The sequence below is a fragment of the Lacticaseibacillus chiayiensis genome (assembly GCF_004123795.1).
GTDB classification, from domain to species: Bacteria; Bacillota; Bacilli; order Lactobacillales; family Lactobacillaceae; genus Lacticaseibacillus; species Lacticaseibacillus chiayiensis.
This window is the reverse complement of sequence record NZ_MSSM01000008.1, coordinates 1-23,658: the sequence shown is the minus strand read 5'-3', so window position 1 is coordinate 23,658 and position 23,658 is coordinate 1. Positions and strand designations below refer to the sequence as shown.

At 48.1% G+C, this 23,658-nt stretch carries 20 protein-coding genes and 1 pseudogene; 9 read left to right on the top strand and 12 right to left on the bottom strand.

All coding sequences use genetic code 11. From position 1 onward, the window contains the following. The first annotated feature begins 56 nt into the window (after positions 1–56). From BVJ53_RS04345 to BVJ53_RS04320, 6 genes are all read left to right on the top strand, one after another. Positions 57–1,634, top strand: a complete 1,578-nt coding sequence (locus tag BVJ53_RS04345; protein ID WP_129301323.1) for a glycoside hydrolase family 30 protein — start codon at positions 57–59, stop codon at positions 1,632–1,634. A gap of 199 nt (positions 1,635–1,833) precedes the next feature. Further along, entirely contained in the window at positions 1,834–3,468 is a 1,635-nt protein-coding gene (locus tag BVJ53_RS04340) for a mannitol dehydrogenase family protein (RefSeq protein ID WP_129301322.1), read from the top strand. 4 nt (positions 3,469–3,472) lie between these two features. Further along, positions 3,473–4,558, top strand: coding sequence for a mannonate dehydratase (gene uxuA / locus BVJ53_RS04335; RefSeq protein ID WP_129301321.1), 1,086 nt, complete (start codon positions 3,473–3,475; stop codon positions 4,556–4,558). Beyond that, entirely contained in the window at positions 4,558–5,988 is a 1,431-nt protein-coding gene (gene uxaC / locus BVJ53_RS04330) for a glucuronate isomerase (protein WP_129301320.1), read from the top strand. Before uxuA ends, uxaC begins: the two co-directional genes overlap by 1 nt. Before the next feature lie 24 nt (positions 5,989–6,012). Beyond that, positions 6,013–6,984: a sugar kinase gene (locus tag BVJ53_RS04325; protein WP_129301319.1), complete on the top strand. Its 972-nt coding sequence runs from the start codon at positions 6,013–6,015 to the stop codon at positions 6,982–6,984. A 79-nt stretch (positions 6,985–7,063) separates the two neighbouring features. Next, complete coding sequence (locus BVJ53_RS04320; RefSeq protein ID WP_129301318.1) at positions 7,064–7,714, top strand: bifunctional 4-hydroxy-2-oxoglutarate aldolase/2-dehydro-3-deoxy-phosphogluconate aldolase; 651 nt, start codon at positions 7,064–7,066, stop codon at positions 7,712–7,714. A gap of 127 nt (positions 7,715–7,841) precedes the next feature. Here the strand turns inward: BVJ53_RS04320 and BVJ53_RS04315 are convergent, their stop codons facing one another. From BVJ53_RS04315 to BVJ53_RS04265, 11 genes and pseudogenes are all read right to left on the bottom strand, one after another. Beyond that, the gene (locus BVJ53_RS04315; RefSeq protein ID WP_129301317.1) at positions 7,842–8,438 is read right to left on the bottom strand and encodes a type IV toxin-antitoxin system AbiEi family antitoxin domain-containing protein; all 597 of its coding nucleotides are present in this window, start codon (positions 8,436–8,438) and stop codon (positions 7,842–7,844) included. 238 nt (positions 8,439–8,676) lie between these two features. Beyond that, a pseudogene (locus BVJ53_RS15565) lies at positions 8,677–8,808 on the bottom strand (LPXTG cell wall anchor domain-containing protein); the annotation flags it as partial. Positions 8,809–9,077: 269 nt separating this feature from the next. Further along, positions 9,078–10,889 (bottom strand): beta-glucuronidase, encoded by a 1,812-nt coding sequence (uidA, locus tag BVJ53_RS04305; RefSeq protein WP_129301316.1) that lies wholly within the window; start codon positions 10,887–10,889, stop codon positions 9,078–9,080. Positions 10,890–11,321: 432 nt separating this feature from the next. Next, positions 11,322–11,651: an AzlD domain-containing protein gene (locus BVJ53_RS04300; protein ID WP_129301315.1), complete on the bottom strand. Its 330-nt coding sequence runs from the start codon at positions 11,649–11,651 to the stop codon at positions 11,322–11,324. After that, on the bottom strand, positions 11,638–12,348 hold the full coding sequence (locus BVJ53_RS04295; protein WP_129301314.1) for an AzlC family ABC transporter permease: 711 nt from the start codon (positions 12,346–12,348) through the stop codon (positions 11,638–11,640). Before BVJ53_RS04295 ends, BVJ53_RS04300 begins: the two co-directional genes overlap by 14 nt. 116 nt (positions 12,349–12,464) lie before the next feature. Continuing rightward, positions 12,465–13,043, bottom strand: coding sequence for a hypothetical protein (locus BVJ53_RS04290; protein ID WP_129301378.1), 579 nt, complete (start codon positions 13,041–13,043; stop codon positions 12,465–12,467). A 246-nt stretch (positions 13,044–13,289) separates the two neighbouring features. Beyond that, positions 13,290–14,732, bottom strand: a complete 1,443-nt coding sequence (locus tag BVJ53_RS04285; RefSeq protein WP_129301313.1) for a C69 family dipeptidase — start codon at positions 14,730–14,732, stop codon at positions 13,290–13,292. A 67-nt stretch (positions 14,733–14,799) separates the two neighbouring features. Continuing rightward, the gene (locus BVJ53_RS04280) at positions 14,800–16,641 is read right to left on the bottom strand and encodes an ATP-binding cassette domain-containing protein (RefSeq protein ID WP_129301312.1); all 1,842 of its coding nucleotides are present in this window, start codon (positions 16,639–16,641) and stop codon (positions 14,800–14,802) included. Beyond that, entirely contained in the window at positions 16,628–18,241 is a 1,614-nt protein-coding gene (locus BVJ53_RS04275; RefSeq protein WP_238150133.1) for an ATP-binding cassette domain-containing protein, read from the bottom strand. Before BVJ53_RS04275 ends, BVJ53_RS04280 begins: the two co-directional genes overlap by 14 nt. Positions 18,242–18,740: 499 nt before the next feature. Next, positions 18,741–19,352 (bottom strand): sugar O-acetyltransferase, encoded by a 612-nt coding sequence (locus BVJ53_RS04270; RefSeq protein WP_129301310.1) that lies wholly within the window; start codon positions 19,350–19,352, stop codon positions 18,741–18,743. Positions 19,353–19,493: 141 nt separating this feature from the next. Then, positions 19,494–20,870: an Nramp family divalent metal transporter gene (locus BVJ53_RS04265; RefSeq protein ID WP_129301309.1), complete on the bottom strand. Its 1,377-nt coding sequence runs from the start codon at positions 20,868–20,870 to the stop codon at positions 19,494–19,496. Between the two features lie 230 nt (positions 20,871–21,100). Between BVJ53_RS04265 and BVJ53_RS04260 the strand changes: the two genes are divergently transcribed. Together BVJ53_RS04260 and BVJ53_RS04255 are read left to right on the top strand one after the other, a co-directional pair. Next, positions 21,101–21,739: a TetR/AcrR family transcriptional regulator gene (locus tag BVJ53_RS04260; RefSeq protein WP_129301308.1), complete on the top strand. Its 639-nt coding sequence runs from the start codon at positions 21,101–21,103 to the stop codon at positions 21,737–21,739. A gap of 260 nt (positions 21,740–21,999) precedes the next feature. After that, positions 22,000–22,773, top strand: coding sequence for a sulfite exporter TauE/SafE family protein (locus BVJ53_RS04255; protein ID WP_129301307.1), 774 nt, complete (start codon positions 22,000–22,002; stop codon positions 22,771–22,773). Positions 22,774–22,930: 157 nt separating this feature from the next. Here BVJ53_RS04255 and tnpA read toward each other — a convergent pair whose 3' ends face one another. Further along, the gene (tnpA, locus tag BVJ53_RS04250) at positions 22,931–23,380 is read right to left on the bottom strand and encodes an IS200/IS605 family transposase (RefSeq protein ID WP_129301306.1); all 450 of its coding nucleotides are present in this window, start codon (positions 23,378–23,380) and stop codon (positions 22,931–22,933) included. Between the two features lie 73 nt (positions 23,381–23,453). Between tnpA and BVJ53_RS04245 the strand changes: the two genes are divergently transcribed. Continuing rightward, positions 23,454–23,658 (top strand): helix-turn-helix domain-containing protein (locus BVJ53_RS04245; protein WP_158280564.1); only part of this gene is annotated, 205 nt, incomplete at its 3' end.

The following is a 23,658-nucleotide window of genomic DNA, read 5'->3' as shown; positions in this document are numbered from 1 at the left end:
TCAATTGAATAGAAGTAACTGTTAGCGATAGACGCAAGAAAGGATGCTTATTAAACATGACCACAAAAGATTCCGGCTTATACCCAACCGAATTTTGGACTGCCACTGCGGGTGATTTAAGCCAAAAGCGTGACCATCTGCCAACACCACAACCGACTGTGCAACCTGGCAACGGTGCGAAAATCGTCATTGATCCAGCTGACCAACATCAAGAATGGATCGGTGCCGGCGCTGCGATTACCGATGCTGCTGCTTCTTTAATCTGGAAGCAAAGTAAAGAACAGCGCAGTGAGTTGTTACATGAACTTTTCGATCCTGAGCAAGGTCATTTTTCCACGATTCGTGTTCCGCTGGGTTCCTGCGAACCGGCCAGCCAGCCATTTTACACTTATGATGATGTGCCGTTTGGTGAACACGATGCTTCCCTAGCGAAATTCTCGATAGGCGAAGGCGAACCGGGCGCTTCCGATGCCACGAAGGATTTGAAGTACCTCATTCCAGTTCTTCAGGAAATCCTGGCCATCAATCCCGCCGTTAAAATCATGGCATCCCCGTGGTCGGCACCGGCATGGATGAAGAGTACCGGTCAGCTCAACATGGGCGGTCACTTGCGGTTTGGTGAATACACCAACAACGGCTATGCAGTTAAGGATACTTTTGAAGGCGTTTACGCGCAGTACTTTGTTCGCTACCTCGAAGAATACCGTAAATATGGCATTCCGATTTACGCCTTGAGCATTCAAAATGAGCCTTCCAACGCGCCGGCTTGGCCAGCCATGATCTGGACAATTCCGCAATTGGCAAAATTCGGCTATAAGTACTTGCGGCCAGCGTTGGATAAAACATTCCCGGATACGAAGATGTACTTCTGGGATGGCAGTCTGAACGTATTGGATGTCATTGACAAGCCGCTTAGCGAACTCGTCACCCCTGATGAAGCCGCAGCCTTTGACGGTTTTGCCTTCCATACTTACGATGGGCCATACACCAACCTGTTTAAAGGCAGTCGCTTGAATCCAAACTGGCATTTGGCCATGACCGAACGGCGTTGCATGATCGAAGAAACCCCGGAAGATGCCTCTCATATCATGATGGGACTCATTGGTAACTGGCTCGTTCGCCAAGGCTTGAATATGATCGATCTTTGGAACATCGCTTTGGACGAACGCGGCCTGCCGAATCAGGTTGGCGCAACCGGTCGCCGTGGCGTGGTCCCCATTGATCATAAAACCGGTAAAGTACAGCGTAACCTTGAATACTATATGTTGCGCAACTTTAACCAGGATGTCGCACCTGGCTCCATCGTCATTGGGTCAACCAACTACACCCAAGATGGCTACACTGGCGGCCTCGGGTCTGTCGCTTTCCTGGCACCGGATGGCTCGATTGCGGCACATATCTACAACCCGTCTGGCAAGCCACTGGACGCCGAAGTCACCATTAACCGTGACGGCGCCTATGCTTGGCAACACGTCACCGTTCCGGCATGGGGTACGGTCACCTTACACAAAGCCTTCGGACCGGTGAACGAAAGCCAGCCACGCGAAGACGAAGCGTTCAAACTTAACCCATATCCAGCCAACCTTATGGACGACTGGGCACCGGGCAAGGGCGTCAACGCCAACAAGAAATAGCACTCAGAAAAGTCAGATTAACTATTGTTGGTCTGGCTTTTTTAGACCTTGAACCAATGCAGTTGATCTGCTAAGTCTGCATCACAATTTTATTTTGCGAAATGTCAAAAGATAACTGATAGCGCTTTCCATTTTACCTAAAGCGTGCTATATTATGGGTGTGGTTCTGATATATTAGTATATGAGGAGGTTCATCATTGTGGTTAAGTTAACCGACGATTATCAAGCAAAGGCTGATGAATTCAAGGCAGCCGGCATCGCTGTTCCGCAATTTGATCAAGAACAAATGAAGCAATCAACCCAAGTCAATCCGGTCTGGGTACACTTTGGTGGTGGGAACCTTTTCCGCTGCTTCCATGCGAAAATCGCGCAAGATTTGCTGAATACCGGCAAGCTCAAGTCCGGTGTCATTGTTGCCGAAACCTACGATGGCGACGTTCCGGCTGACATTTACAAGCCTTACAACGATCGGGTTTTGCAGGTTGTCATGCAACCGGATGGCACCCTTGATAAGACGCTGATTGCCAGTGTTGCCGAGGCCATCTACTACAACAAGAGCAATCCAGCCGGCTGGGAACGCTTGAAAGACATTTTCACCAAGCCATCCCTGCAACTGGTCACCATGTCCATTACCGAAAAAGGTTATCAACTCACCGATATCAACGGTAAGCTGACCCCAGCAGCCGAAGCCGATATCGCCGGCAAACCGGATGATGCCGTTACCAACATGGGCGCCATCGCTCGCTTGCTGTTAGCTCGTTATAAAGCAGGCGCCAAGCCAATTGCCATGGTCAGCACCGACAATTTCTCCGAAAACGGCAAACGTTACGAAGACGGCATTTTGACGATTGCTAAAGGTTGGGCCAAGAACGACACGGTCACCCAAGGCTTCATCGACTATCTGACTGATCCTAAGCGCGTCAGCTTCCCGTGGTCCATGATCGACCGGATCACCCCGAACCCTGCGCAAAATGTCGCTGACAAGCTGAAGGCAGAAGGTTTTGAGGACACCACCATCGTCCACACGCCAAAGCACACCAACATTGCGCCATTCGGTAATACCGAAGAAACGCATTATCTAGTTATCGAAGACAGCTTCCCGAACGGTCGGCCACCATTGGAAAACGCTGGCGTCATTCTCACCGATCGCGACACGGTTAACGATGCCGATCAGATGAAAGTCACCGCCTGCTTGAACCCGTTGCACACCGCACTGGCCATCTACGGTAATCTGCTGGGTTACACCTCAATCGCCTCTGAAGTCGAAAATCCTGATCTGCTCACCTTGATCAAGTATCTTGGCTATAAAGAAGATTTGCCGGTGGTTAAGGACCCAAAGATTATCAATCCAAAGAAATTCCTGGATCAGCTGATCACCAAGCGCTTGCCTAACAAGAATATTCCGGATACGCCGCAACGGATTGCCAGCGATACGTCACAGAAGATCCCGATCCGTTATGGCGTTACGCTTCAACACTATTTGGACAAGGGCCCTGACAGCGTCAAACAGCTGAAGGCCATTCCATTGATCCTCGCTGGCTGGTGCCGTTACTTGATGGCGCTGGACGACAAGGGCAATGCCTTCACGCCAAGCCGCGACCCGCTGCTGGATCAATTGCAGCCATACGTTGCCGACATCAAATTAGGCAGCGATGCCGACGTTCACGCCGCCCTCAAGCCAATTTTGAGGAACGCCCAGATCTTCGGCCATGACCTGTATCAAATCGATTTGGCTGATCAAGTTGAAGCCGACTTCAAGAAACTGATCGCCGGCCCTGGTGCGGTTGCCAAGACGCTTGAACAATTCCGTCAAGATCACGAAAAGGAGCTTTGATTTTATGTCTGATTTAAAAATGGGTTTTCGCTGGTTCGGCGAAAAAGATGACCCAATCACCTTGCAACAAATCCGCCAAATCCCTGGTACTGACCAAGTCGTAGGTGCCTTATTCGATGTTCCGGTTGGCGACGTCTGGCCAAAAGAAAAAATTGCTGCTTTGAAAAAACAGGTCGAAGATGCCGGCTTAAAGCTCGAAGTCATCGAATCCGTTAACATTCACGATGATATCAAGATTGGCCTGCCATCTCGCGACAAGTACATCGAAAACTACAAAGAAACCATTAAAAATCTGTCTGAATACGGCATCAAAGTCATTTGCTACAACTTCATGCCGATCTTCGACTGGTTGCGGACCAACCTTCACTATCAGCTAAAAGACGGCAGCAACGTCATGGCCTTCCAGCATCAGTATCTGAAAGACGATCCGCATGACATCATCGAATCGGTTCGCAACAATTCCGAAGGCTATATTCTCCCTGGTTGGGAACCGGAACGTTTGGCCGAAATCGAACGCCTGTTTAAAGCCTACGCAAATGTTGATGCCGCCAAATTGCGCGAAAACATGAAGTACTTCCTTGACGCCATCATCCCAACTTGCGAGAAGTATGACGTCCGCATGGCGATGCACCCCGACGATCCGCCACGCGAATTATTCGGTCTGCCACGGGTTTACAAGAACGCCGAAGACATGCGTGTCATTGAAGGCATGCATGAATCTCGTTATAATGGATTTACCATCTGCACCGGTTCATTGGGCGAAAATCCGGACAATGACGTGCCTGCCATCATCCGTGAATTCGTCAAGAAAGACCGGGCACCGTTCATTCACGCTCGCAACATCAAGTTCATGAATAAGGAAGGCGACTTTCACGAATCCGACCACCTTTCTAAAGACGGATCACTGGACATGTACGAAATTATGAAAGCCCTGCACGACTTAGACTATGATGGTTACATCCGGCCAGACCACGGTCGCAACATCTGGGGTGAAAATGGTCGCCCGGGTTACGGTTTGTATGACCGCGCGTTAGGCATCATGTACCTGCACGGCCTCTGGGAAGCATTAGAAAAAGGAAGTGCAAAATAATGGCCTTTTTGGACGATGATTTTCTGTTAACCAACGAGCCGGCGAAGGAACTATTTCATCAATATGCCGCTGACTTGCCCATCATCGATTTTCACTGTCACCTCAACCCGCAGGAAATCTACGAAAACCGCAACTTCAAAAACATTACCCGCATTTGGTTAAACGAAGGTACTTACGGTGACCATTACAAGTGGCGGCTTGAGCGGGCCAATGGTGTTCCCGAAGAACTGATTACCGGCGACGGCGATGATTACAAGAAGTTCGTCGCATGGTGCGAAACCATGGAAAATGCTTGGGGCAACCCAGTGTTTGAGTGGACTCACCTTGAGTTACGCCGTTTCTTCAACAGCGACATAGTCTTGAGCCGCGACACGGCCAAACAAGCATGGGATCTCACTAATGCCAAACTGGCAACGCCCGAATTCACGCCGCGGGCACTGATTCGGCGCAGTCACGTCGAAGTCGTCTGCACCACCGACAATCCGGCAAGCGACCTGCACTATCACGAATTGATCGCACAAGATGAAGACGCTAATGGCTTCAAAGTCTTGCCAGCAATGCGTCCGGACAAGCTGATGGCGATCTGCGCAAACGCTTATGGTGAATACCTGCAGACCCTCGGCAAAGCAGCGGGTGTTGAGATTACCGACTTTGCTTCCTTGAAGAAAGCCATGAAACAACGCTTCACTTTCTTCGCCCAACACGGCGGCCGCCTTTCAGACCACGGCCTCAACAGCTTCCACTTCCGTCCGGCAAGCCAGGAAACGCTCGACGCCATCATCAAAAAAGGCATCGAAAATCGCCCGGTCAGTGATGAAGAAAACGATCAATATATCACCGGCTTAGTCGAAATGTTGATGGATCTGAACCATGAATTCAACTGGACCATGCAATTCCATGCCAATGTCGCTCGTAGTCTGAGCCTGCCAAATCTCAAGAAGATCGGTCCGGATACCGGATTTGATGCGATGGGCAGCCAGCCGGATCTGGTCGGCGAAATTCGTGATCTTTTCCAAGCGATGGATGCCCGCGGCCCATTGCCAAAAGTCATTTTCTATTCGCTTAATCCAAATGACTGGATGCCATTGATCACCATGCTGCAAAGCTTTGTTGGCCAAGGTGATAAGCAACACCTGCAACTAGGCGCTGCTTGGTGGTTCAATGACACGGCTGAGGGGATGCATCAGCAATTGCAGACGTTTGCCCAGCAAAGTCTATTGCCGAACTTTGTGGGGATGCTGACGGACTCACGTAGCTTCCTGTCCTACCCGCGACATGAATATTTCCGCCGGGTATTGTGCAACTTCTACGGTGAGCTAGTCGAACAAGGCCGTGTTCCGTATGACTTGGAGACACTTGGCCGCATCGTCAAGAACATCAGCTACAGTAATGCCCGCAACTACTTTGGTTTCTACGATAACAAGAACTGAACATTTAAAGGAGTACGATCACACGTGAATGAATGCCTGACAATCGGTGAACCACTTGTTGTTTTCGCCGCTGAAGAAGCAGATGTCCCTCTCGCAACAGCTAAACATTTTACCAAATACTTGGCCGGTGCTGAGTTGAATGTCGCAGTCGGTTTAAGCCGGCTGGGCCATTCAGTTGAATATATCACGCATCTTGGCGAAGACCCCAACGGCATTTTCATTCGCCAGCAACTCACGGCAGCCGGGATCGGGTCAGACAATGTCACCACGACCTCGCGTTACCCGACCGGCATCGAGTTTAAAGCGCGCGTCACGCACGGTGATCCGAACACTTACTACTTGCGATCCGGATCGGCAGCAGCGCATTTTGATCCGGCTGCTATTGACCGGATTGATCTGGCAGGCGTCAAGCTGGCGCACATTACCGGCATTTTCCCGGCAGCTTCGGCTTCAACGCTTGCGGCAACGAAGCGCTTGATGAAGCGGCTCATCACCAATCGCATCATGATCACGTTTGATCCCAATTTGCGTCCGGCGCTGTGGCCTGATCAACAAACTATGGCGACGACCATCAACGAGTTGGCCAAAAGTGCAACCATCGTGCTGCCCGGTGCGGCGGAGGGTAAGATCTTGGTGGGTAGCGATGATCCAGAAACCATCGCCCACTTCTACCTTGACCAAAGCCCGCAGACGCAACTCGTCATTGTCAAAGTCGGCAAACAAGGCGCGTATCTGTTAGGCCGTGACGTCCCGGGTCAGTTGTCGCCAGGTTTTCGAGCGACGCACATCGTTGACACGGTCGGTGCAGGCGACGGCTTTGCGCTTGGTGTCATCAGTGCATTGCTCGAAGGCCGCTCCCCTGCTGAAGCAGCTAGCCGCGGTAATGCTATCGGTGCCTTGGCCATCCAGTCAGCAGGCGACAACACCGGCTACCCAACACGATCACAACTTGACAAGTTTATGAAAACGGGTCTTAATGATATAGGTAAAGCATAAAAACGCTTTATCCTCTTTCATGCTTCACTAAGTACGTGATTTCTTTGTTACAAAACAAGTTTAAGGAGAACAAACAAACATGCAAAAATATGACTACCTGAATCGGTTAGTGAACACCGGCTGTGTCGCTGTTGTTCGCGGCAATGACGCCGATGAAGCTGTTAAAACGGTTGACGCCGTGATTGCTGGCGGTGTGACCGGAATCGAACTGACCTTCACAGTACCGCACGCAGACAAGGCACTCGACGAACTCAGCGAAAAGTACGCCGATCGTGATGACGTGCTGATCGGTGCTGGCACCGTTCTTGATCCGGCTACAGCTCGTCTGGCCATCATCGCCGGCGCCAAGTTCATCGTCAGCCCAAGCTTCAACGCTGACGTTGCCAAAATCTGCAACCTCTACTCAATTCCTTACACCCCAGGCTGCTTCACCCCAACCGAGATTCAAACCGCGCTCGAAGCCGGTGTCGACTTGGTCAAAGTCTTCCCTGGCAGTGTTGCCGGCCCAGCCATGGTCAAAGCACTCCACGGCCCATTCCCGCAGCTGGCCATCATGCCAACCGGCGGCGTTTCGCTCGACAACCTCGAAACCTGGTTCGATGCTGGCGTTAGCTTAGTCGGCGCCGGCAGCAACCTCACCGCAGCCGCCAAAACCGGCGACTACGCAGGGGTTACAGCAACAGCCAAGAAGTACCGGGCAAAGTTGGATGAGATCAAGGCTGGTAAGTAGTCTTTGATTCGACAGCTTTAGGTACAATAACTAAATAAGTTCAGAAAATGAAACATGCTTGCCAAGAAGCGATTGCTTTTTGACAAGCATGTTTTTTATATTTGACAACCCCAAACGATTGGTTTTATTAAGCAAGTGTCTCTAAAAGTTTAGTTAGATCGCTGTGGGGATACAGCTGCTCTTTAAGCTTAACAAGTTTTTCATAAGACCTATTATCCTGCCCATATTCGTCAAGATAGTTTCTAAAGGCTTTATTACGCGTATATGGCGCAACATCAGGACGTTCCCAGATATCGAGCAGCGTTCTTTCCACTGAGTAAGTTGGCACAATATTCATATGGGACGTTTCGACAGAGACAATCCCTGGTGAATAACGACTTGGGACATAATAGATGGGCACAATACCATGCTCTTCTAATCGTGAGTGATGATAACCATATGGAAAAGCCATGACAAATCGATTTGGCATTAAATCAGTCAACCCAAACAGATACAACGATGTTTCAAGCGCAAAAACGCCCCTGCTATAGCGTTGCGAAAGAATTGCAAAATCATCCCATGTATAACCATCTTCAACATAAACGCCGCGCGCCTCACGCGAAATTCGGCCATCTTTAATAGCATTGGTAAGCATCGACGAAGAAACACCGTAACGGGTTGCTGTGCCGCTGACGAAGGTATGATGTTTCTCCAACAATGCATCGAGTCCTTTACCTTCAGTCATAAACAACCTCCTCATTTTGTTTCTATATACCTTGTTCATTCAATATACACAGTATATAGCAACAATTCAAGGAAAAGCTGTTTGACCGGGAAAAGTTAACTACTGTATCTGCCTTCTTTAAAGCAGTCACGAACAACACCAAAAATGCCCCGCAGTCAGAAAACATCCAGACTGCGAGGCATTTTAAAATACTATGAAATTGCTATTGCAACTTCAGCTACGTTCTTAACGCTTGATACTACTCCTGTTTCGCCTTCCCTTTCTCACGCAAGAACCAAGCAAGACCACCAATACCGGCAAGCAGCGCGAGCGCCGCTATAGTAACTGCCAGTGAAAGTTGTGATTCGCCTGTGTTTGGATACTTGTTCTTGTTCGAGCTAGATGAAGATTCGCTGGCTGGCGTGGTTTGATCGGTTGCCGACGAACTTGAAGGTGCGGCCCTACATGAAGCGCTTTTCCACTAGAAAAATTTTTGAATCAGCTGCCTGAGAGTCTTTTCAAGACAAAAAAATACCAAACAACCGCTTCTTCGCAGAAACAGTCATTTGGTATTGCCATGCTAAACTGCACCCATTGTCTGACACTGGATGGATGCATTTTAGCAATTAAGTTGAGCAGCTGCTTTGATTCAGAAACAGCTTACTTGGCTTTATAATCCAACGGCAGCTTATTCCAGCGATCATGGTAGAAGAAGGCAGCTTCCTTTGGCTGGCGGTCGCGGGTGAAAATGCCTTTCTTGTTGCCGTTAACCCGCATATTGCCTTCAACGGTCTGGAAGTCGGCAAGGTTCCAGACTTGTTCGCCTTTGATAAAGTCGTAGTCATCAAAGACGCGGCTGAACATTTTCAGCACTTCGACTTGATATTCTTCGGTCCACATCACGCTTGGCAACTTGTGCAAACCGGCTTCGGTATCGGCGCCAAACTCGGTGAAGACAACCGGCTTCGTGACGCCCGCCTTTTGCCACTTGTCCATTTCGTCGCGCAGGCCAGCTTCCCCATCGGAAATTTGGTGGCCGCCAAAATGATACCAGCCAGGATAGCGATTAAGCATGTAAAAGTCTGGGAAGTCGAGCACTTTGGAGGTTTCGATGGTGTCGTCTTCGCTTAAGGTGAAGGTGCGCGGCCGGCTTTGCGGATCAAGGTCTTTGGACTCGTCAAAAATCTGTTTGAAGTAAGGGACCGCATTTTCATCAACCGTGTCCGGTTCGTTAAAGAGGCTCCACGCCAAGACAGATGGGTGGTTCTTATCGCGCTTGACCAAATCGCGGATCTGATCAATGTGGCGTTCATGCAACTTTTTGAGCCATGGCCCTTTGAAGAAGGATTGATTCAGCCCGCCGAGGAAAGCTGCCGCGGCCATTTTGAAACCAACCGCTGGCACTTCATCTGTCAGCAAGAAGCCTTCTTCATCAGCGATCTTGTAAACCTGCTCGTCATATGGGTAGTGCGAGGTACGGAAGGAATTCGCGCCGATCCACTTCATCAAGGCAAAATCCTTCTTTTCGACGTTCAGGTCAAACGCGCGGCCGGCAAATGGCGAATCTTCGTGACGGCCAAAGCCTTTCAGATAGATTGGCTTGTCGTTGACCAAAATATTCGTACCGGAAATGCGGATCGTCCGAATGCCAATGCGATCCGTATAAGTATCAACCGGCGTCTCGGCATCATCACCAACCTGAATGGTCAAGGTGTAAAGATAGGCATTGCGCACCTGCCAAAGATGGGCGTTCTTAACTTGCAAAGCGCCTTCTTTGCCTTGAGCGGTTGCAACAACCTGACCGTCAGCATCTGCCAAGCTAACTGTGACAGGGGCATCCCCGTTGGTCGTTACTGTATAGTTGACGGTTGCATCCTGACCGTTCAATTCAAAAGTGGTAGTGTAATCCAACACCCGCTCTTGTGGCAGCGTCAGTAAATGAACCGAGCGATTTAAACCGGAGTAATTATAGAAGTCAAAGAACGGGCGAACCATTTTCTTCCCATTCCGCAACGTGATGGTGTCACCGGCTGGTAATGCTTCCCGGGACAATTCGTTGTTGCCTTTGACCACCACAGTATTTTCGGCACCATAATGGACAGCAGAACTGATATCCGCGGCGAATGGCAAAAAGCCGCCTTCATGCGAGCGAAATTCTTTGCCGTTTACAAAAATCGTGGCACGATGGGTCACGGCATCAAACCGCAGAAAAAGCGCCTTGCCTTTAGCCGCAGACGGAACAAAGAACTTGCGGCTGTACCAGAAGTCACCGGTATATTCGCGGCTATCTTTATCGGTAAAGAAGTCATTGAAACTAGCCGGAACCGGCATCGAAACGCCATCGTGAAAGCCAGTCTCCCAGCCAGCCTTCGCGCCTTGTTTCGTTTCATCGAACTTAAATCGCCAAAGTCCATCCAGCTTCTGATCAGTGCGCTGATCATTTGTCACTGGGTACAACAACGATGTCTCCATGCAAAAAGCCTCCATTTCAAGGTTTACAAGTGCGTTTTCTGAAATCGCTTTCACCTTGTAGTGTACTTATTTTAGTAAAACTTGTCAATGGCTATTTTGTTTGGGTCTGAAATTTCTGATATATGAGATTTGTTGGGTTTGGTTTAATTTAATAAAAGAAAATGTGTCGTTTTTACTAAAAATACTTAGGAGGGTACGTACATGTTCTGGGCCGTGCCAAACTCCGCAATCTCCGGCGAGGCCTAGGGATGGCGACCGCGAAGCTAGAGGGATGGGCAGGCACCCCTGAGCCCGTCCCCGCCTCCGATTGCTCCGCCTTGGCACTATAGATTAAATCCTTCAACTAATTATTCATGCGCAAATAAAAAGCGGACTATTCATCCGCCCTTAAAGAAATAATATTGAATGAGGTTCTGGACTTACTTGCGCAATTTACGCCCATCCCAACAACCGCAAGACTGCCATAGAAGCCACGCCGGCGACAACGACCGCGAATAAACTTTTTGTGATAATGGCAATGCCGATCGCTGGCAGTGATGCGAATAAATTGGGCCAGTTGACGCTAGGCCAGTGACCGACGTGAATGACTAATAGATTCTCGACAAAAATAGCTGAGAGGATGGCAACTGGGACAAAGTTCAAGAAGTGCAGTAGCCACGCTGGGATCGTCATGCGTTTGACCAAGACGATCGGCACGACCCGCAAGAGCCAAGTCGCTAAGCCGCAGCTCAGAATTGCGATTAGCGTATCAGGATTTTGCATGATGTTCTACCCCCATTCCAAACAAGCAGCCAATGACCGTAGCGACAATAATCGCTGTGGTTCCGGGCAAGTAGCGCACCAGCACTACCATCGCAGCGGCGACGACACCGGCCACGCTCAAATGCCGCAAAAAGGGTTTTGACCGATCTGTAATCATCTGCAGGTAAAGCAGACCGATGAACATCGCAACAACGGCAAAGTCCAAGCCGAAGTTGTCCGGATTGGGAATCATCCCGCCGATGACGGCACCTAAAAGACTGGCGACAAACCACACTAAGTAAGCTCCAACATTGACCGTGTGGAACCACGGTGCATTCAAATGGTGGTCGGTGTAATTAAGCTTATTCATCGATAGCGCAAAGCTTTCATCCGTCAACAACGTCCCGATCAGCACATTTTGGGTCATCGATTCATCTTTTAAATATGGCGCCACGGTCATGGACATCAGACTCATCCGCGCGTTGATCAAAGCCGTCGAAATCACCATGGCGCCAACCGGACTGCCCGCGGCCAACATACTCACCAACACGAATTGCACCGATCCTGCGTACACAATCAGCGACATGAGCCCGATCATCAGCAGCGACAAGTGGCCGGTTTTTGCCACAATCCCATAAGCCATCCCCACCGTAATATAGCCAAACACTGTCGGCATGACATCATGGATGCCACTGCGAATCGTCAGCTCATCATTCATCTTGGTCCCTCCGTCATTAGTACATTAATGTTAGTGTACTATTTACTAAGAAGGTTGCAACCAAAATCTAATGAAAAAACTGAGGGTGCAGTTCGTATGAGTCGTCAACGAAGCTGTCACGCCTGTTCTCGAGGCGTCACTTTAAAGTTATGTTTCAACTGCGGCCAAACATGTTGATCGGCCCACGAAATGATAATGCCATTGCCTAGAAACGAGAACACCGTTGCAACGTTAATCCCCAGTAGTTTACCAGTCGCAATCCAGGCAACAATCGCCACGATAATCGGCGGAATGAAATCGGTAATCTGTGACGCGGTGGCATTGCCTTTGAAATACAGGAATCGCAAAATATTGGTGGTGTCATCGTTTGGATGCATGATGATGTTAGCGCGTTGATAAAGTGAAATCGCAACGCAAAAGCAGAAAACCCCGAAACAGGAAACAAAGATTCGGGCGAGCACCGACCAGTTGCCAAGGCCGAGCCAGGTGAAAAGCCAAGTAAAGACATTGACAAAATAGCTAAAAAAAAGTGTATAAATGATTTCGCCGATCAAGCGTGGCCAGTCCCAATGGTGGATGAGAATTAAGTTGGTTAAAGCGTTAAGTACCCCGAACGTAAACAACACGGCGCCGATATTCCAGCCTTGCCAGTTATTTAGATTAATCGCCGCTGCCGTCCACAGCCCGCTACCCATCGCGCCGACAATACAAAGCCCGTTTCCAGCAGCATTCAGCACAAGTCCGACAACCAAACCAATCCAGCGTTCTGTTTTTGTATTTTTAATGAGCTGACCTTCTTTCTACCTGTTATCCTATTCCGAAACATCTTCTTGACCATTATAAACGCCCAACCACACTGAAGAGAAGTCATCAGCGCAACTGGGCGTTCTTTTTCACGATGGCGGTGTTTGACGCGCATCCACAGCAACAGTAATTCTTTTTTATAACTCGCCGCCTTTTTCAAACGTCGGCGTCATTTTTTCGGCCCGAATGCAAACCAATTGATGCAGTAAGTATTGTAAATCATTCGTGATGGTTGCTGCGGTTTCGGCATTCAATTCGTCGTGCCAAGCTGGCAGGTCTTCCGGTTTCACGTCAGAAAAACCCGCATCGCCCTTCGCCACTGCCGCACGCCCGGCCGCGAACCCAAATTTGCGGCTTTCTGAAACCGCCACTTCGGCATCCCAATTATGTTCGGCGAATAGCGGATCGGCAATCATCGCAATCAGTTTGTTGAGCCAATAAAAGCTGGCCGTCGAACTTTTATCCGTTGGCGTGTACTGGAAGTTATCCGGCGTGGTCGTGCAATTGGCAAAGAACGGAACCGGCGTGTTGAAAATGTTAACGCCTTCCGCAAGCCAATGAATCGCCGCGTGCGCTTTTGGCATGTTCGGACGAATTTGCAGGATGTGCATCTCCTGATTCCGATTCATGCCAATCGGCCGATACCGCTTGCGAGTCTCCGGTGTGCCTGCCTGCCCGTACGGATCAAACTCGGTGGCTTGATAGTGACTGCTCAATACCATCGCCACATCCTCCACCGAAATCAGGTGACTAGGCACGCGACTAAACGGCATCGTGCGACTTTCAGGATCCTGCTCAACTTCCGGATTCAGCATTTTCTGGGCATACCAGACTCGCGGCGTATTGTAGTAGTGATCGGCCTGAGTATCTTCCCCGAAAATATCGCGGAAATTGAAACCTTCCTTAGCCTTATTCAAGTGATAGCGATCGGCAAAGTCTTTGAGATCCGCACTATATTGAAAATGTTCCGGTTCATTAAAATCAATTTCCTGAATCCCAGTCTGATTCGGCGCCAGCACATAACTGTCATCAGGAATACGTTCCGCCGCCCAATGATGGCCGCCAACCGTTTCAAAATACCAAATCTCATTCGCATCGGAAAAAGCAATGCCGTTACTCTCACAAGTGCCATACTTGGTCACTAGCTCACCCAGACGCTGCACGCCTTCACGCGCACTGTGAATGTATGGCAACACCACTGTCAGCATGGCTTCTTCCCCAATACCGTCCAGCTCAAGCGGATCCAGTCCCAGCATCGTGGTATTCGAAAACTCGGTCTCAGTCGCGCTCATCGCCACATTCTCGCTATTGATGCCAGCCTCGCCCCATGTACCATCGCTCGTATCAGCTACCGGCGTACAGGTATACTGCAATGGCGACTGCGGCAAATCCAACTGAAACCCGTTAAACGTCGACACATACCGTTGCGGCTGCTCATCTGGCTTCACGACAATAAAACGCTTAGGATTAATTCCGCCAGCTGCATCTTCATTACGCGCAATCATGGTCGACCCGTCAACCGACGCTTTCTTGCCAACCAGCAACGCGGTACAACTCGAATGGTTCACAAACTGATTCATAGACCCGCTTCCTTTCAATTAATTTTATGATAGCACTGGTTGCGGTGAGAATTTTCAAAAAGTTGCGTTACTCTCCAGCTTCATCCAAATGAGCATCAAATGCATACATATCAGCTTGGCTATGCCACAATTCCCGAAAATAAGCTGATTGGCGAAGTAGTGAACTTTTCGTGCCAATGCCTTCAATCCGTCCATCACGCAACAGAATAATTTTGTTGGCCAATGTCACCGCGCCGATTCTGTGGGTAATAAAAAGTGACGGCGTATCTTGAGAAACCTGCTTGATTTTTGAAAACAGTCGCAGCTCTTTGATCGGATCCATGGCGGCTGAAGGTTCATCCAGAATCTGGTAAATACCATGTTTGTATTGCGCTCTGGCAACGGCCATTTGCTGCCGCTGACCGCCGCTTGGTTGAAAATCCTCCTGACTATAGGTGCCAATCGCCGTTTTTTCGCGATTCGGCAGGCGATCAGCCCACTCGGCAATGCCATTGTTCATCATGACGTCACGCAAGCGTGCTGGATCCTGATCCACACTCGCCGAAATGTTCTGGGCAATCGAGAAATCAAAAATAGCGTAGTCCTGAAACACGACTTTAAACAACGAAAAGTAGTCTGCTTGCGTAAACTTAGAAATATCCTGACCACTGAACAGAACTTTCCCTTTCGTCGGCCGATACAATCCCAACAACAATTTGACCAAGGTGCTCTTCCCGCTCCCGTTCACGCCAACTAATGCCGTCACGCCTTGCAAATCAAGTTTTAAGGAAATATCGTGCAACACCTCGGGACCATCTGCATAGGCAAACGAAACATGAACAAATTCAATCACATTCTTCGTCTGTAGCGGGAGTGTGGTACGGTCGGATGAAGCGGTAGGCTTTTCTGACGGTAAAATATCGCTAGCATACTGCATTTGATTCTGAAAACGAAGAAACTGCTGCCAAGTCGCAACTATCACGCTCACGGCACTCGTCATCTGCACAACACTGCCAAACAAAGTATTCAACTGGCCAATCGGTAACAAGCCTTCTTTTATCTTAAAAACAACCAGGATGAACAACACGAGTGTTGCAAAAGAAGCCATGATCGCTGTCACAATTTGCGACAGGCTGTCGTTGATAATCAACTTGTGATTGGCACTTTTTTCACTTTTCCAGGTGGTCCGATACCGACTTTGAATCGGTTCGCGCAGGCCCCACATTTTAATGGCCTTGATATTCTCATACGAATTGACAATATTCATCAGAAAATAGTTCATCTTACGTTCCAAGTCCATTAAATACTTAAAGAGCCTGATATTCGAGTGCGTCAATTTTTGATAGATCAGGATCAGACCAGACTCACCCAGCATGATCAGCAACAAGGACATGAAAATGGCGATCGCCAACCTGCCGCTATTTGTAACACCTACGATGACAATCCACCCGATCAGGCCCAAACCCGCCGCTATCGTCACTAAGCTCTGGATAAGATTTTGAAATTGAGTAAAGAAAGCCGGGATACCGCCTGAGTAACGAAACGAAGCCTCACTTTTCATCATCTTTGAAAAATACCCTTGTGTCTCAAGTTGCTGAAAATCAACCTTTTCCCACGCCTCATAGATCGCCGTCTTCAATCGCTCATTCGCGCGAACCGAAGCAATGTCCAAAAACCGCTGTAAAATAGCGGCGCCAACATAAGCCATACCTGCAGCACTATAAAAGTACAAAATGATCTTCATCATTGACTGTGACTGATGGGATAAAATCTGATTTAATACCTGCGTGTTTCCCAAAATCACAATCAGTGGCGCAATCGCATTCAAGATACTTATCAGCAGCGTTAAACCGAATAAGCTTTTCCCGAAACGATAAATAAAGCGGACCGTTTTGACCGCGTGCTGAATTTCTGCTCTACGATGCTTCATGGCGGTCACCCCCAACATACAATGACCTCTGTGCCGACCAAAGTTTGCGATAGTAATCACAGTTGGCTAAAAGCCAGCGATGACTGCCAGCGGCGATAACGGTGCCATCTTTCATGACCAGAATCTTGACATCGTCAGTTGCCAAAGCCCCCAGCCGATGCGTCACGATGATCGTTGTTTTCTGATCCAGCTTCTCGTCAACCAGCGCATAAAACTGCTTTTCACTAATCGGATCAAGCGCCGCGGTTGGCTCATCGAGGATATTAATATTAGCCTGACGATAAAGAACCCTAGCAAAAAGTATTTTGTCCTTTTGCCCTCCTGAAAGTTGAATACCATTTTCATTCAACTCATTGCCAATGAATGTCTGAATCCCACTAGGCAGACCGGCGACAAAATCTTCCAACCCAACTTCATCAAGCACTGCTTCAACGCGCGCTGTATCAATCTGTTGCGGTGTCGTACAAGCCACATTTTCTGCAATCGTAAAATGCAGGATCACGTCATCCTGAAATTCAACTGCAACTCGCTGGCGCATGGTTGCTGGCGCCCAAGTTGCGATGTTTTGGCCATCAATCGACACCGATCCTGAGCTCGGCGTATATAAACCGCAAAGCAGTTTAATCAGCGTCGACTTGCCAGCGCCATTCTCACCGACAAGCGCGACTTTCTCGCCTCGCTTCACTGAAAAATTGATATCATGTACAAGTGAAACCCCGTTCACGGCATAAGCAAGATCCCGAACCTCTATTTTCCCAGAACCACTTACCTTATTTTCAATTGAATCTTGGTCTTGTCGATACGGGAAAGCCATAAATTTCCGAAAATTATCAACAAACACTAAATTCTTGCCAACCTTAACGTAGGCATCTCTAAAATTGCCAAAATTCAAGTTGAGTGTTTGGATCGCACTGATCGCAAAAAGCAGCGCAGCCACTGAAACGTTTTGAAGCGCGATCAGAATTAAAAGCGACAAAGCCAATCCGATAATATTCACAAGCCGTTGTCCCAGGTTAATGACCAATGAAAGATTTGAGTAATGTCGTTGCCATGTCACCAACTTTTGGATCAAATCCATGAAATGGTGATGAAAAAGATCGAACATTGAAAATAAGCGAATGTCTTTACCCGTCGAGCGTTTCATCAACGTTCGCACAAAATAACTTTGATAACTGGTGATCCGATTTTGTTCCTTTTTATGCTTAAAATACCACTGATTGCCAATGCGTTGAAAACCGTACTGTAAAAGATTCAATCCCAAGACAATCGCAGCCGGCCAAATACTCAAAAAACCCATCATGCAAAGCAACACGACAATTTGGCAACCTGTCCGAATCAGCGTCACTGTTTGGGCAATAATCGCGCCAATGCCAACATTCTGCCCATTGTAAATCGCCTCGTAGCCTTGATCAATCACCGTTTTTCCTTCAACTGAATCAATCAAACTTTGCTGCCAGCCGAAAATATGCTCAGAGAAAACCGGAACATAATCAAACCGAAAATCAAACGTAAGCAATGTCAGGCGTTGTTGCAAAAATAAATCAAAGATTCTGATAGCATACACACCGACCCCAGCGAGCAAAATGGTCAAAATCACCATAGCCAGCTTTAAGTTTTTCGCTTGGATAAGGACAACCGCCAGTGAAGGTAAAAGCGATATCCCCGCAACATACACGCTCTCAACTAAACAAAGGCTCAATAAGATCACGACAAATTTGAGTCGATATTTAGCGACAAATTTGGAAAATATGTAGCACCAGTTGCTTCTTTGACACATAGCGGTCATACCTTAGTCAGAAAATACATCCGAATTCTAGGATTTATGTTTAACAAATTAGAAAATTTGATATTAATGAGAAAATACTCCTAGATCCTTGAGGTGTCAACTGCACCGAAACGGAAGTGCCTAGAAAAAAGATCATGAGAACTCATTCCTTGCGCCGAGATAGAAGGCGAAAGAAATGATGTTCTCATGATCTAAATCATTGATGATTCACTATTAGTTTGATGACGATGGGAATGTGAGTCAGAAAGCTACAGTAAATGTAGGAAGGCTTGATATCAAGGTACTTCCAACCTTCATTTTGATAAGGGTTCATTCAAAGTAAATCCTTATCAATTGGCTTCCCATGATCGTAAGTCTTCCGATCGTCATCCGTAATCGCACGAACAACCCGGCATGGTGAGCCAAATGCCACAACATTGGCTGGAATGTCGTGTGTGACTAAACTACCGGCACCAATGACACTGTTATCGCCGATTGTCACACCGGGCATAACCGTGACATTCGCGCCAAACCAGCAATTCCGGCCGACATGAATCGGTTTATTGTATTGGTAACCCTGTTCACGCAGGCTCGGATCAATCGGGTGTGTGGCGGTTACCAAGGTTACGTTGGGACCAAACATGGTTCGATCACCCACATAAATATGCGTATCATCGACCAACGTTAAATTAAAGTTTGCATAAATACCACTGCCAAAATGAACATGGGCCCCACCAAAGTTAGAATAAAAAGGCGCTTCAACGTAACTTCTTTCACCGATTTCAGCAAACATCTTCTTAAGCTGGGCGAAACGTTCTTCCTGATGGGTCGCCGGAATGCGGTTATAAACGGCCACTTTGTCAATGTCGGCCAGTTGTTCTTCTTGCAGATTCGCATCCATCGGCTGGTACAGTGCGCCGTTGTGCATTTTTTCTTGGATTGTCATGCAATTATCCTCCTCTTTTACTTGTTCTCTCGCTCAATCGTATCACAGTCTCGATACTCACCATCATGCGCTTTCTAGTTTATTCAGAAGGCCACTGGACGAAAGCCCCGCCCAGCGGCCTTTTTTTGCATGCTTCCATATTTATTTAACAAAGCCCAACGTCTGCGCAATCAAGTAAAGGTTTAAGATAATAAGCACCGCACTAATGAACCAAGCCAGCCATTTGACCCAAGCGTGATTGGCAAATTCACCCATGATCTTTTTGTCGCTGGTGTAACGCACCAACGGAATGACCGCAAACGGTAGCGCGACGCTTAGGAAAACCTGCGAGAACGTCAGCAGTCCCTCAATCTTGGCCTCGTTGCCGTGATAATAAATAGCGAAAATCAGCACCGGCGTGACGGACATGAGCCGCGTCAGAATCCGTTGCGCCCAAAGCGGCATTTTCAGATGGATGAAACCTTCCATAATAATCTGGCCGGCTAGTGTTCCGGTGATGGTTGAACTTTGACCGGATGCCAGTAGCGCGACCGCAAACAACATAGAAAGCATCGGGCTGGCAATGGCGCCGACAATTTGTGAGTTGCTTAATGCATTGAAAAGATCAACGAAGCGGCCTAACGAACTGTTGGTACCGAAAAATAGCGCCGCTCCGAGAATTAAGAGTAACGAGTTGACAATAAACGCCATCGTCAGTTGGATGTTGGAATCAATCGTTGAAAACTTAATCGCCTTTTTGACATCGTCGCGTTTGCTGCGATCGATTTTACGCGTCTGGGAAATCGATGATCCAAGGAAAAGATCATGCGGCATAACCGTTGCGCCCACAATCCCTAATGAAAGGTACAACATGGATTTATTGGTGACAATATCGGCGTGTGGCACGTAGCCTTTTAACAATTCCGGCACGTTAGGTTGCGCCAAAATGACTTCATAGGCGAAAACAAGCAGAATGACGAGAACTAAAGTAGCCACCACCGCTTCAATTTTTCGAAAACCGAGGCGCATGAGTAACAGTAGGATCAAAACATCGGCGGTGGTAATGATAATGCCGACAATCAGCGGCATATTGAACAGCAGCTTTAGGGCAATGGCTGAACCGATAATCTCGGCTACATCTGTCGCCATAATCGCTAACTCGGTAATGATCCACAGGAAAGCGCCCATTGTGCGACTGGTATGCTCGCGCGTCATCTGCGCCAGGTCCTTACCGGTCACAATACCCAGTCTTGCCGCCATTGCCTGTAGCAACATCGCGATCAAGCTGGAGATCAAGATAACCGAAAGCAATGAGTACTTGAATGAAGCCCCACCCGCAATACTGGTGATCCAGTTACCGGGATCCATGTACCCCACGGCAACCAGAATGCCCGGCCCGGTGTAAGCGGCTAGTGTCCGCCAAAAACCGGCATTGTGGGGCACTTCAACGCTGCCGTTAACTTCATCTAAACTTTTACTTGGCGTGTCCTCAAAGTGAATGATTCGCTCACGTTTTGGATTCTTTTCTTCAGTTTCCATAATATAAAGCCCTCTTTCCATTGGTTTGAAATTTGGGTCTATATTGAGTTATCACTCAACACTGTCCGACATAAATATACACCCTTCCCAAGTAAGGTCAAGAAAAAGGTTAGGCTAACTTAACTTATTGCCTAAAGCTTCTACTGACGGCGCTCATCGCGTGCTATAATAAGACCACACTGCAGACTTTAAGTTTTCACTTAATCCACTTTAAGAAGGGATCCTGGTAAATGGCCAATTCAACTGATGACATGTTGCATCAAGCGCAATTATTTAATGATTTCACGGCTAAACAGAAACTGATTATCATTGCCGCCATTGATGTGTTTGCCGAGAAGGGGTACGCCGCAACGAGCACGAAGGAAATCGCCGCGCGGGCCGGGGTCGCGGAAGGTAATATCTACAGTCGTTTCACCAATAAACGCGGTCTTCTAAACGCCATCATTACACCGGTACTCGACCAGATGTTCCCAGCCGAACTGGATGACTTCATTAAGTCCCGGTTGAATCAGGATTACATGTCATTGGAAACTTTTTTAACCGTTTTGATCCAGGACCGTATTACTTTTTTACAGTCGAATGCGCAAATTATCAAAATTGTGTTATCGGAATTGTTAAATGACACGCAGGTTCGCAAACGGGTCATTAATAACTTCACGGCCCAGTATTGGCAAACCATGACGCATGATTTAACTGTTCTGAAACAGCGGGGGGTATTGGTCGACTGGCCGTTTGAAGATATCTTAAGAGCCATCTGGTCGACTACCAGCGGCTTGATTCTGGGATTTTTATACTTCAATCAGCCGCTAGACGCCGAGACTGTGAATCACAGTATTTCGGCCACAATTAAGGCTTTGTCGCCAAAGTAGTTGGTGGCATGCACACATGGTGTAGCCTTCTGTTTCGGTAGTTCTGTGGGTTATGACTCACAATGATTGTTGGTTTGCGTATAAAATAAAACTATATCCATTCGTTCACGCTCATTCACTTTAACGCGTTCGCAGTCGCAGAAATCTACGTGTAAGAACCTCAAGCCTAAATGGCCAAAGCCCAGTCATTTAGCTTGAGGCCACTTACACTCCGATTTCTAAGCGCTCCTGCTCACGCTCATTCTTTTGGAGGAGGATTCATGACTCTCGCAATTTTTATTTTTCTACTCATTGCCGGCATCGGTGCTGGCTTGACGGCTACGCTGGCTGGGCTGGCTTCACTGGTTTCTTATCCGGCGCTGCTGGCCATAGGGGTGCCGCCGGTGGTTGCCAATGTCACCAATACCGCCGCTCTGGTGTTCACCGGTGTCGGCTCAGCCGTTTCATCCCTGCCTGAATTGCACGGACACGGCAAATTTCTTTGGCGTCTCATCCTGTTGGTTTCGCTCGGCAGTATTTTCGGCAGCGCCTTGTTGCTGATTGCGCCTGCATCGACTTTTGAAAAAATCGTGCCATTCTTCATCATTGCTGCGGGTCTGTTACTGTTGTTCAGCGGCAAGCTGCCCACGCAGGAACATGATCCGAGTGAACGGGCGCGCTGCTTGACGTTTGGTCAGGAAGCTGCTCAAACGATTGTTATTTTCCTAACCGGCGCTTATGGCGGCTACTTCGGCGCTGCTGCCGGGGTTGTGATGCTCGCCACCTTAACACTGACGGTCGATCAGCCTTTCATCGTTTCCAATTCAATGAAAAATCTGACCGGCTTTGCGGCTAACGGCATCGCCACTGTCATCTACGCCTTCACCACCAAAATCGAATGGCTCATGGTCATCCCACTCGGCATCGGTCTTTTCATCGGCGGCTACATCGGCCCCATCATCGCCCGCCGCCTGCCAGTCCAGTTGCTGCGCGTCATCATTGCGATTTTAGCCTTTGTGTTAGCAGCTAAGTTGTTCGCACAGGCTTATTTCTAAAAATGTGATTTTATCAGACAAAAAACTTCTCAACTAGCTTTTTGCAAAATCTGCAAATACTAGCCGAGAAGTTTTTTTCTCGCTTTTAACATGTCATGTTTTTAATTATGACTGGCCGGAAATCCCGTGACTTTAGTCATGGGATGGATAGGCCCTCTCAACGCTGTTTAGGGCGCTTTTTCAGTTCGGTGTACTTTTGGTTGTTGATGTAATTCTCAACGACGTCCTTGCTCATGTTGCCAAGTGTACTCATGTAGTAGCTGGGTGACCATAAATGTCCACCCCAATCTTGAGAATCGCGAATTTCCGGATGCCGTTTGAGAAAGATAAAGGCACTTCTGCCCTTGAGCGCTTTGATGGCACTGGTTGGTGCCTTGCTAGGCGGAAAACTGATCAATACATGGACATGATCGGGCATGACTTCCATTTTTTCGATCACAATCTCATTAGCATCGGCAATCCCTTGCAAAATGACCTTCATTTCGTCTGACAGTTCCTTAGTTACAAAAGTTTGATGGCGATATTTCGTTACCCAGATCAAATGGTAATGAAAATTATAGATATAACGTCTGGTATAAACCGCGTCTTGGATTTTTTCTTGAGTCATAAAATCACCTCAATTGTTGTAGTCATTGTCAAATGCTACAATACCATTATAGCAGGAAAAGAGGTGAGATTAAATTAAGTCAATGGCACAATTAGAATATCATTATGGCTTGAGGGTTCGCATCTACCCAAGTGACCACCAAAAGCAATTGATTAAGCTTAACAGCGATGCCAGTCGATTCGTCTATAACGAGATGGTGGCGATTGGTAAAGAACTCTGGCAATTAAAACAAGTCAAGCTGCCAATTGATACGGTTCAAGCTCGAATCAAGCAGCTTG

Excerpts from the sequence above, each read along its gene's own strand:
- BVJ53_RS04275 (WP_238150133.1), bottom strand. The coding sequence starts at position 18,241 with ATGGTGATTTTGACCATTTTGCTCGCTGGGGTCGGTGTGTATGCTATC.
- BVJ53_RS04255 (WP_129301307.1), top strand. The coding sequence starts at position 22,000 with ATGACTCTCGCAATTTTTATTTTTCTACTCATTGCCGGCATCGGTGCT.
- uxuA (WP_129301321.1), top strand. The coding sequence starts at position 3,473 with ATGTCTGATTTAAAAATGGGTTTTCGCTGGTTCGGCGAAAAAGATGAC.
- uxaC (WP_129301320.1), top strand. The coding sequence starts at position 4,558 with ATGGCCTTTTTGGACGATGATTTTCTGTTAACCAACGAGCCGGCGAAG.
- BVJ53_RS04300 (WP_129301315.1), bottom strand. The coding sequence starts at position 11,651 with ATGCAAAATCCTGATACGCTAATCGCAATTCTGAGCTGCGGCTTAGCG.
- BVJ53_RS04280 (WP_129301312.1), bottom strand. The coding sequence starts at position 16,641 with ATGAAGCATCGTAGAGCAGAAATTCAGCACGCGGTCAAAACGGTCCGC.
- BVJ53_RS04270 (WP_129301310.1), bottom strand. The coding sequence starts at position 19,352 with ATGACAATCCAAGAAAAAATGCACAACGGCGCACTGTACCAGCCGATG.
- tnpA (WP_129301306.1), bottom strand. The coding sequence starts at position 23,380 with ATGACTCAAGAAAAAATCCAAGACGCGGTTTATACCAGACGTTATATC.
- BVJ53_RS04260 (WP_129301308.1), top strand. The coding sequence starts at position 21,101 with ATGGCCAATTCAACTGATGACATGTTGCATCAAGCGCAATTATTTAAT.
- BVJ53_RS04285 (WP_129301313.1), bottom strand. The coding sequence starts at position 14,732 with ATGAATCAGTTTGTGAACCATTCGAGTTGTACCGCGTTGCTGGTTGGC.
- BVJ53_RS04290 (WP_129301378.1), bottom strand. The coding sequence starts at position 13,043 with ATGGGTAGCGGGCTGTGGACGGCAGCGGCGATTAATCTAAATAACTGG.
- BVJ53_RS04265 (WP_129301309.1), bottom strand. The coding sequence starts at position 20,870 with ATGGAAACTGAAGAAAAGAATCCAAAACGTGAGCGAATCATTCACTTT.
- BVJ53_RS04345 (WP_129301323.1), top strand. The coding sequence starts at position 57 with ATGACCACAAAAGATTCCGGCTTATACCCAACCGAATTTTGGACTGCC.
- BVJ53_RS04315 (WP_129301317.1), bottom strand. The coding sequence starts at position 8,438 with ATGACTGAAGGTAAAGGACTCGATGCATTGTTGGAGAAACATCATACC.
- BVJ53_RS04295 (WP_129301314.1), bottom strand. The coding sequence starts at position 12,348 with ATGAATGATGAGCTGACGATTCGCAGTGGCATCCATGATGTCATGCCG.
- uidA (WP_129301316.1), bottom strand. The coding sequence starts at position 10,889 with ATGGAGACATCGTTGTTGTACCCAGTGACAAATGATCAGCGCACTGAT.
- BVJ53_RS04320 (WP_129301318.1), top strand. The coding sequence starts at position 7,064 with ATGCAAAAATATGACTACCTGAATCGGTTAGTGAACACCGGCTGTGTC.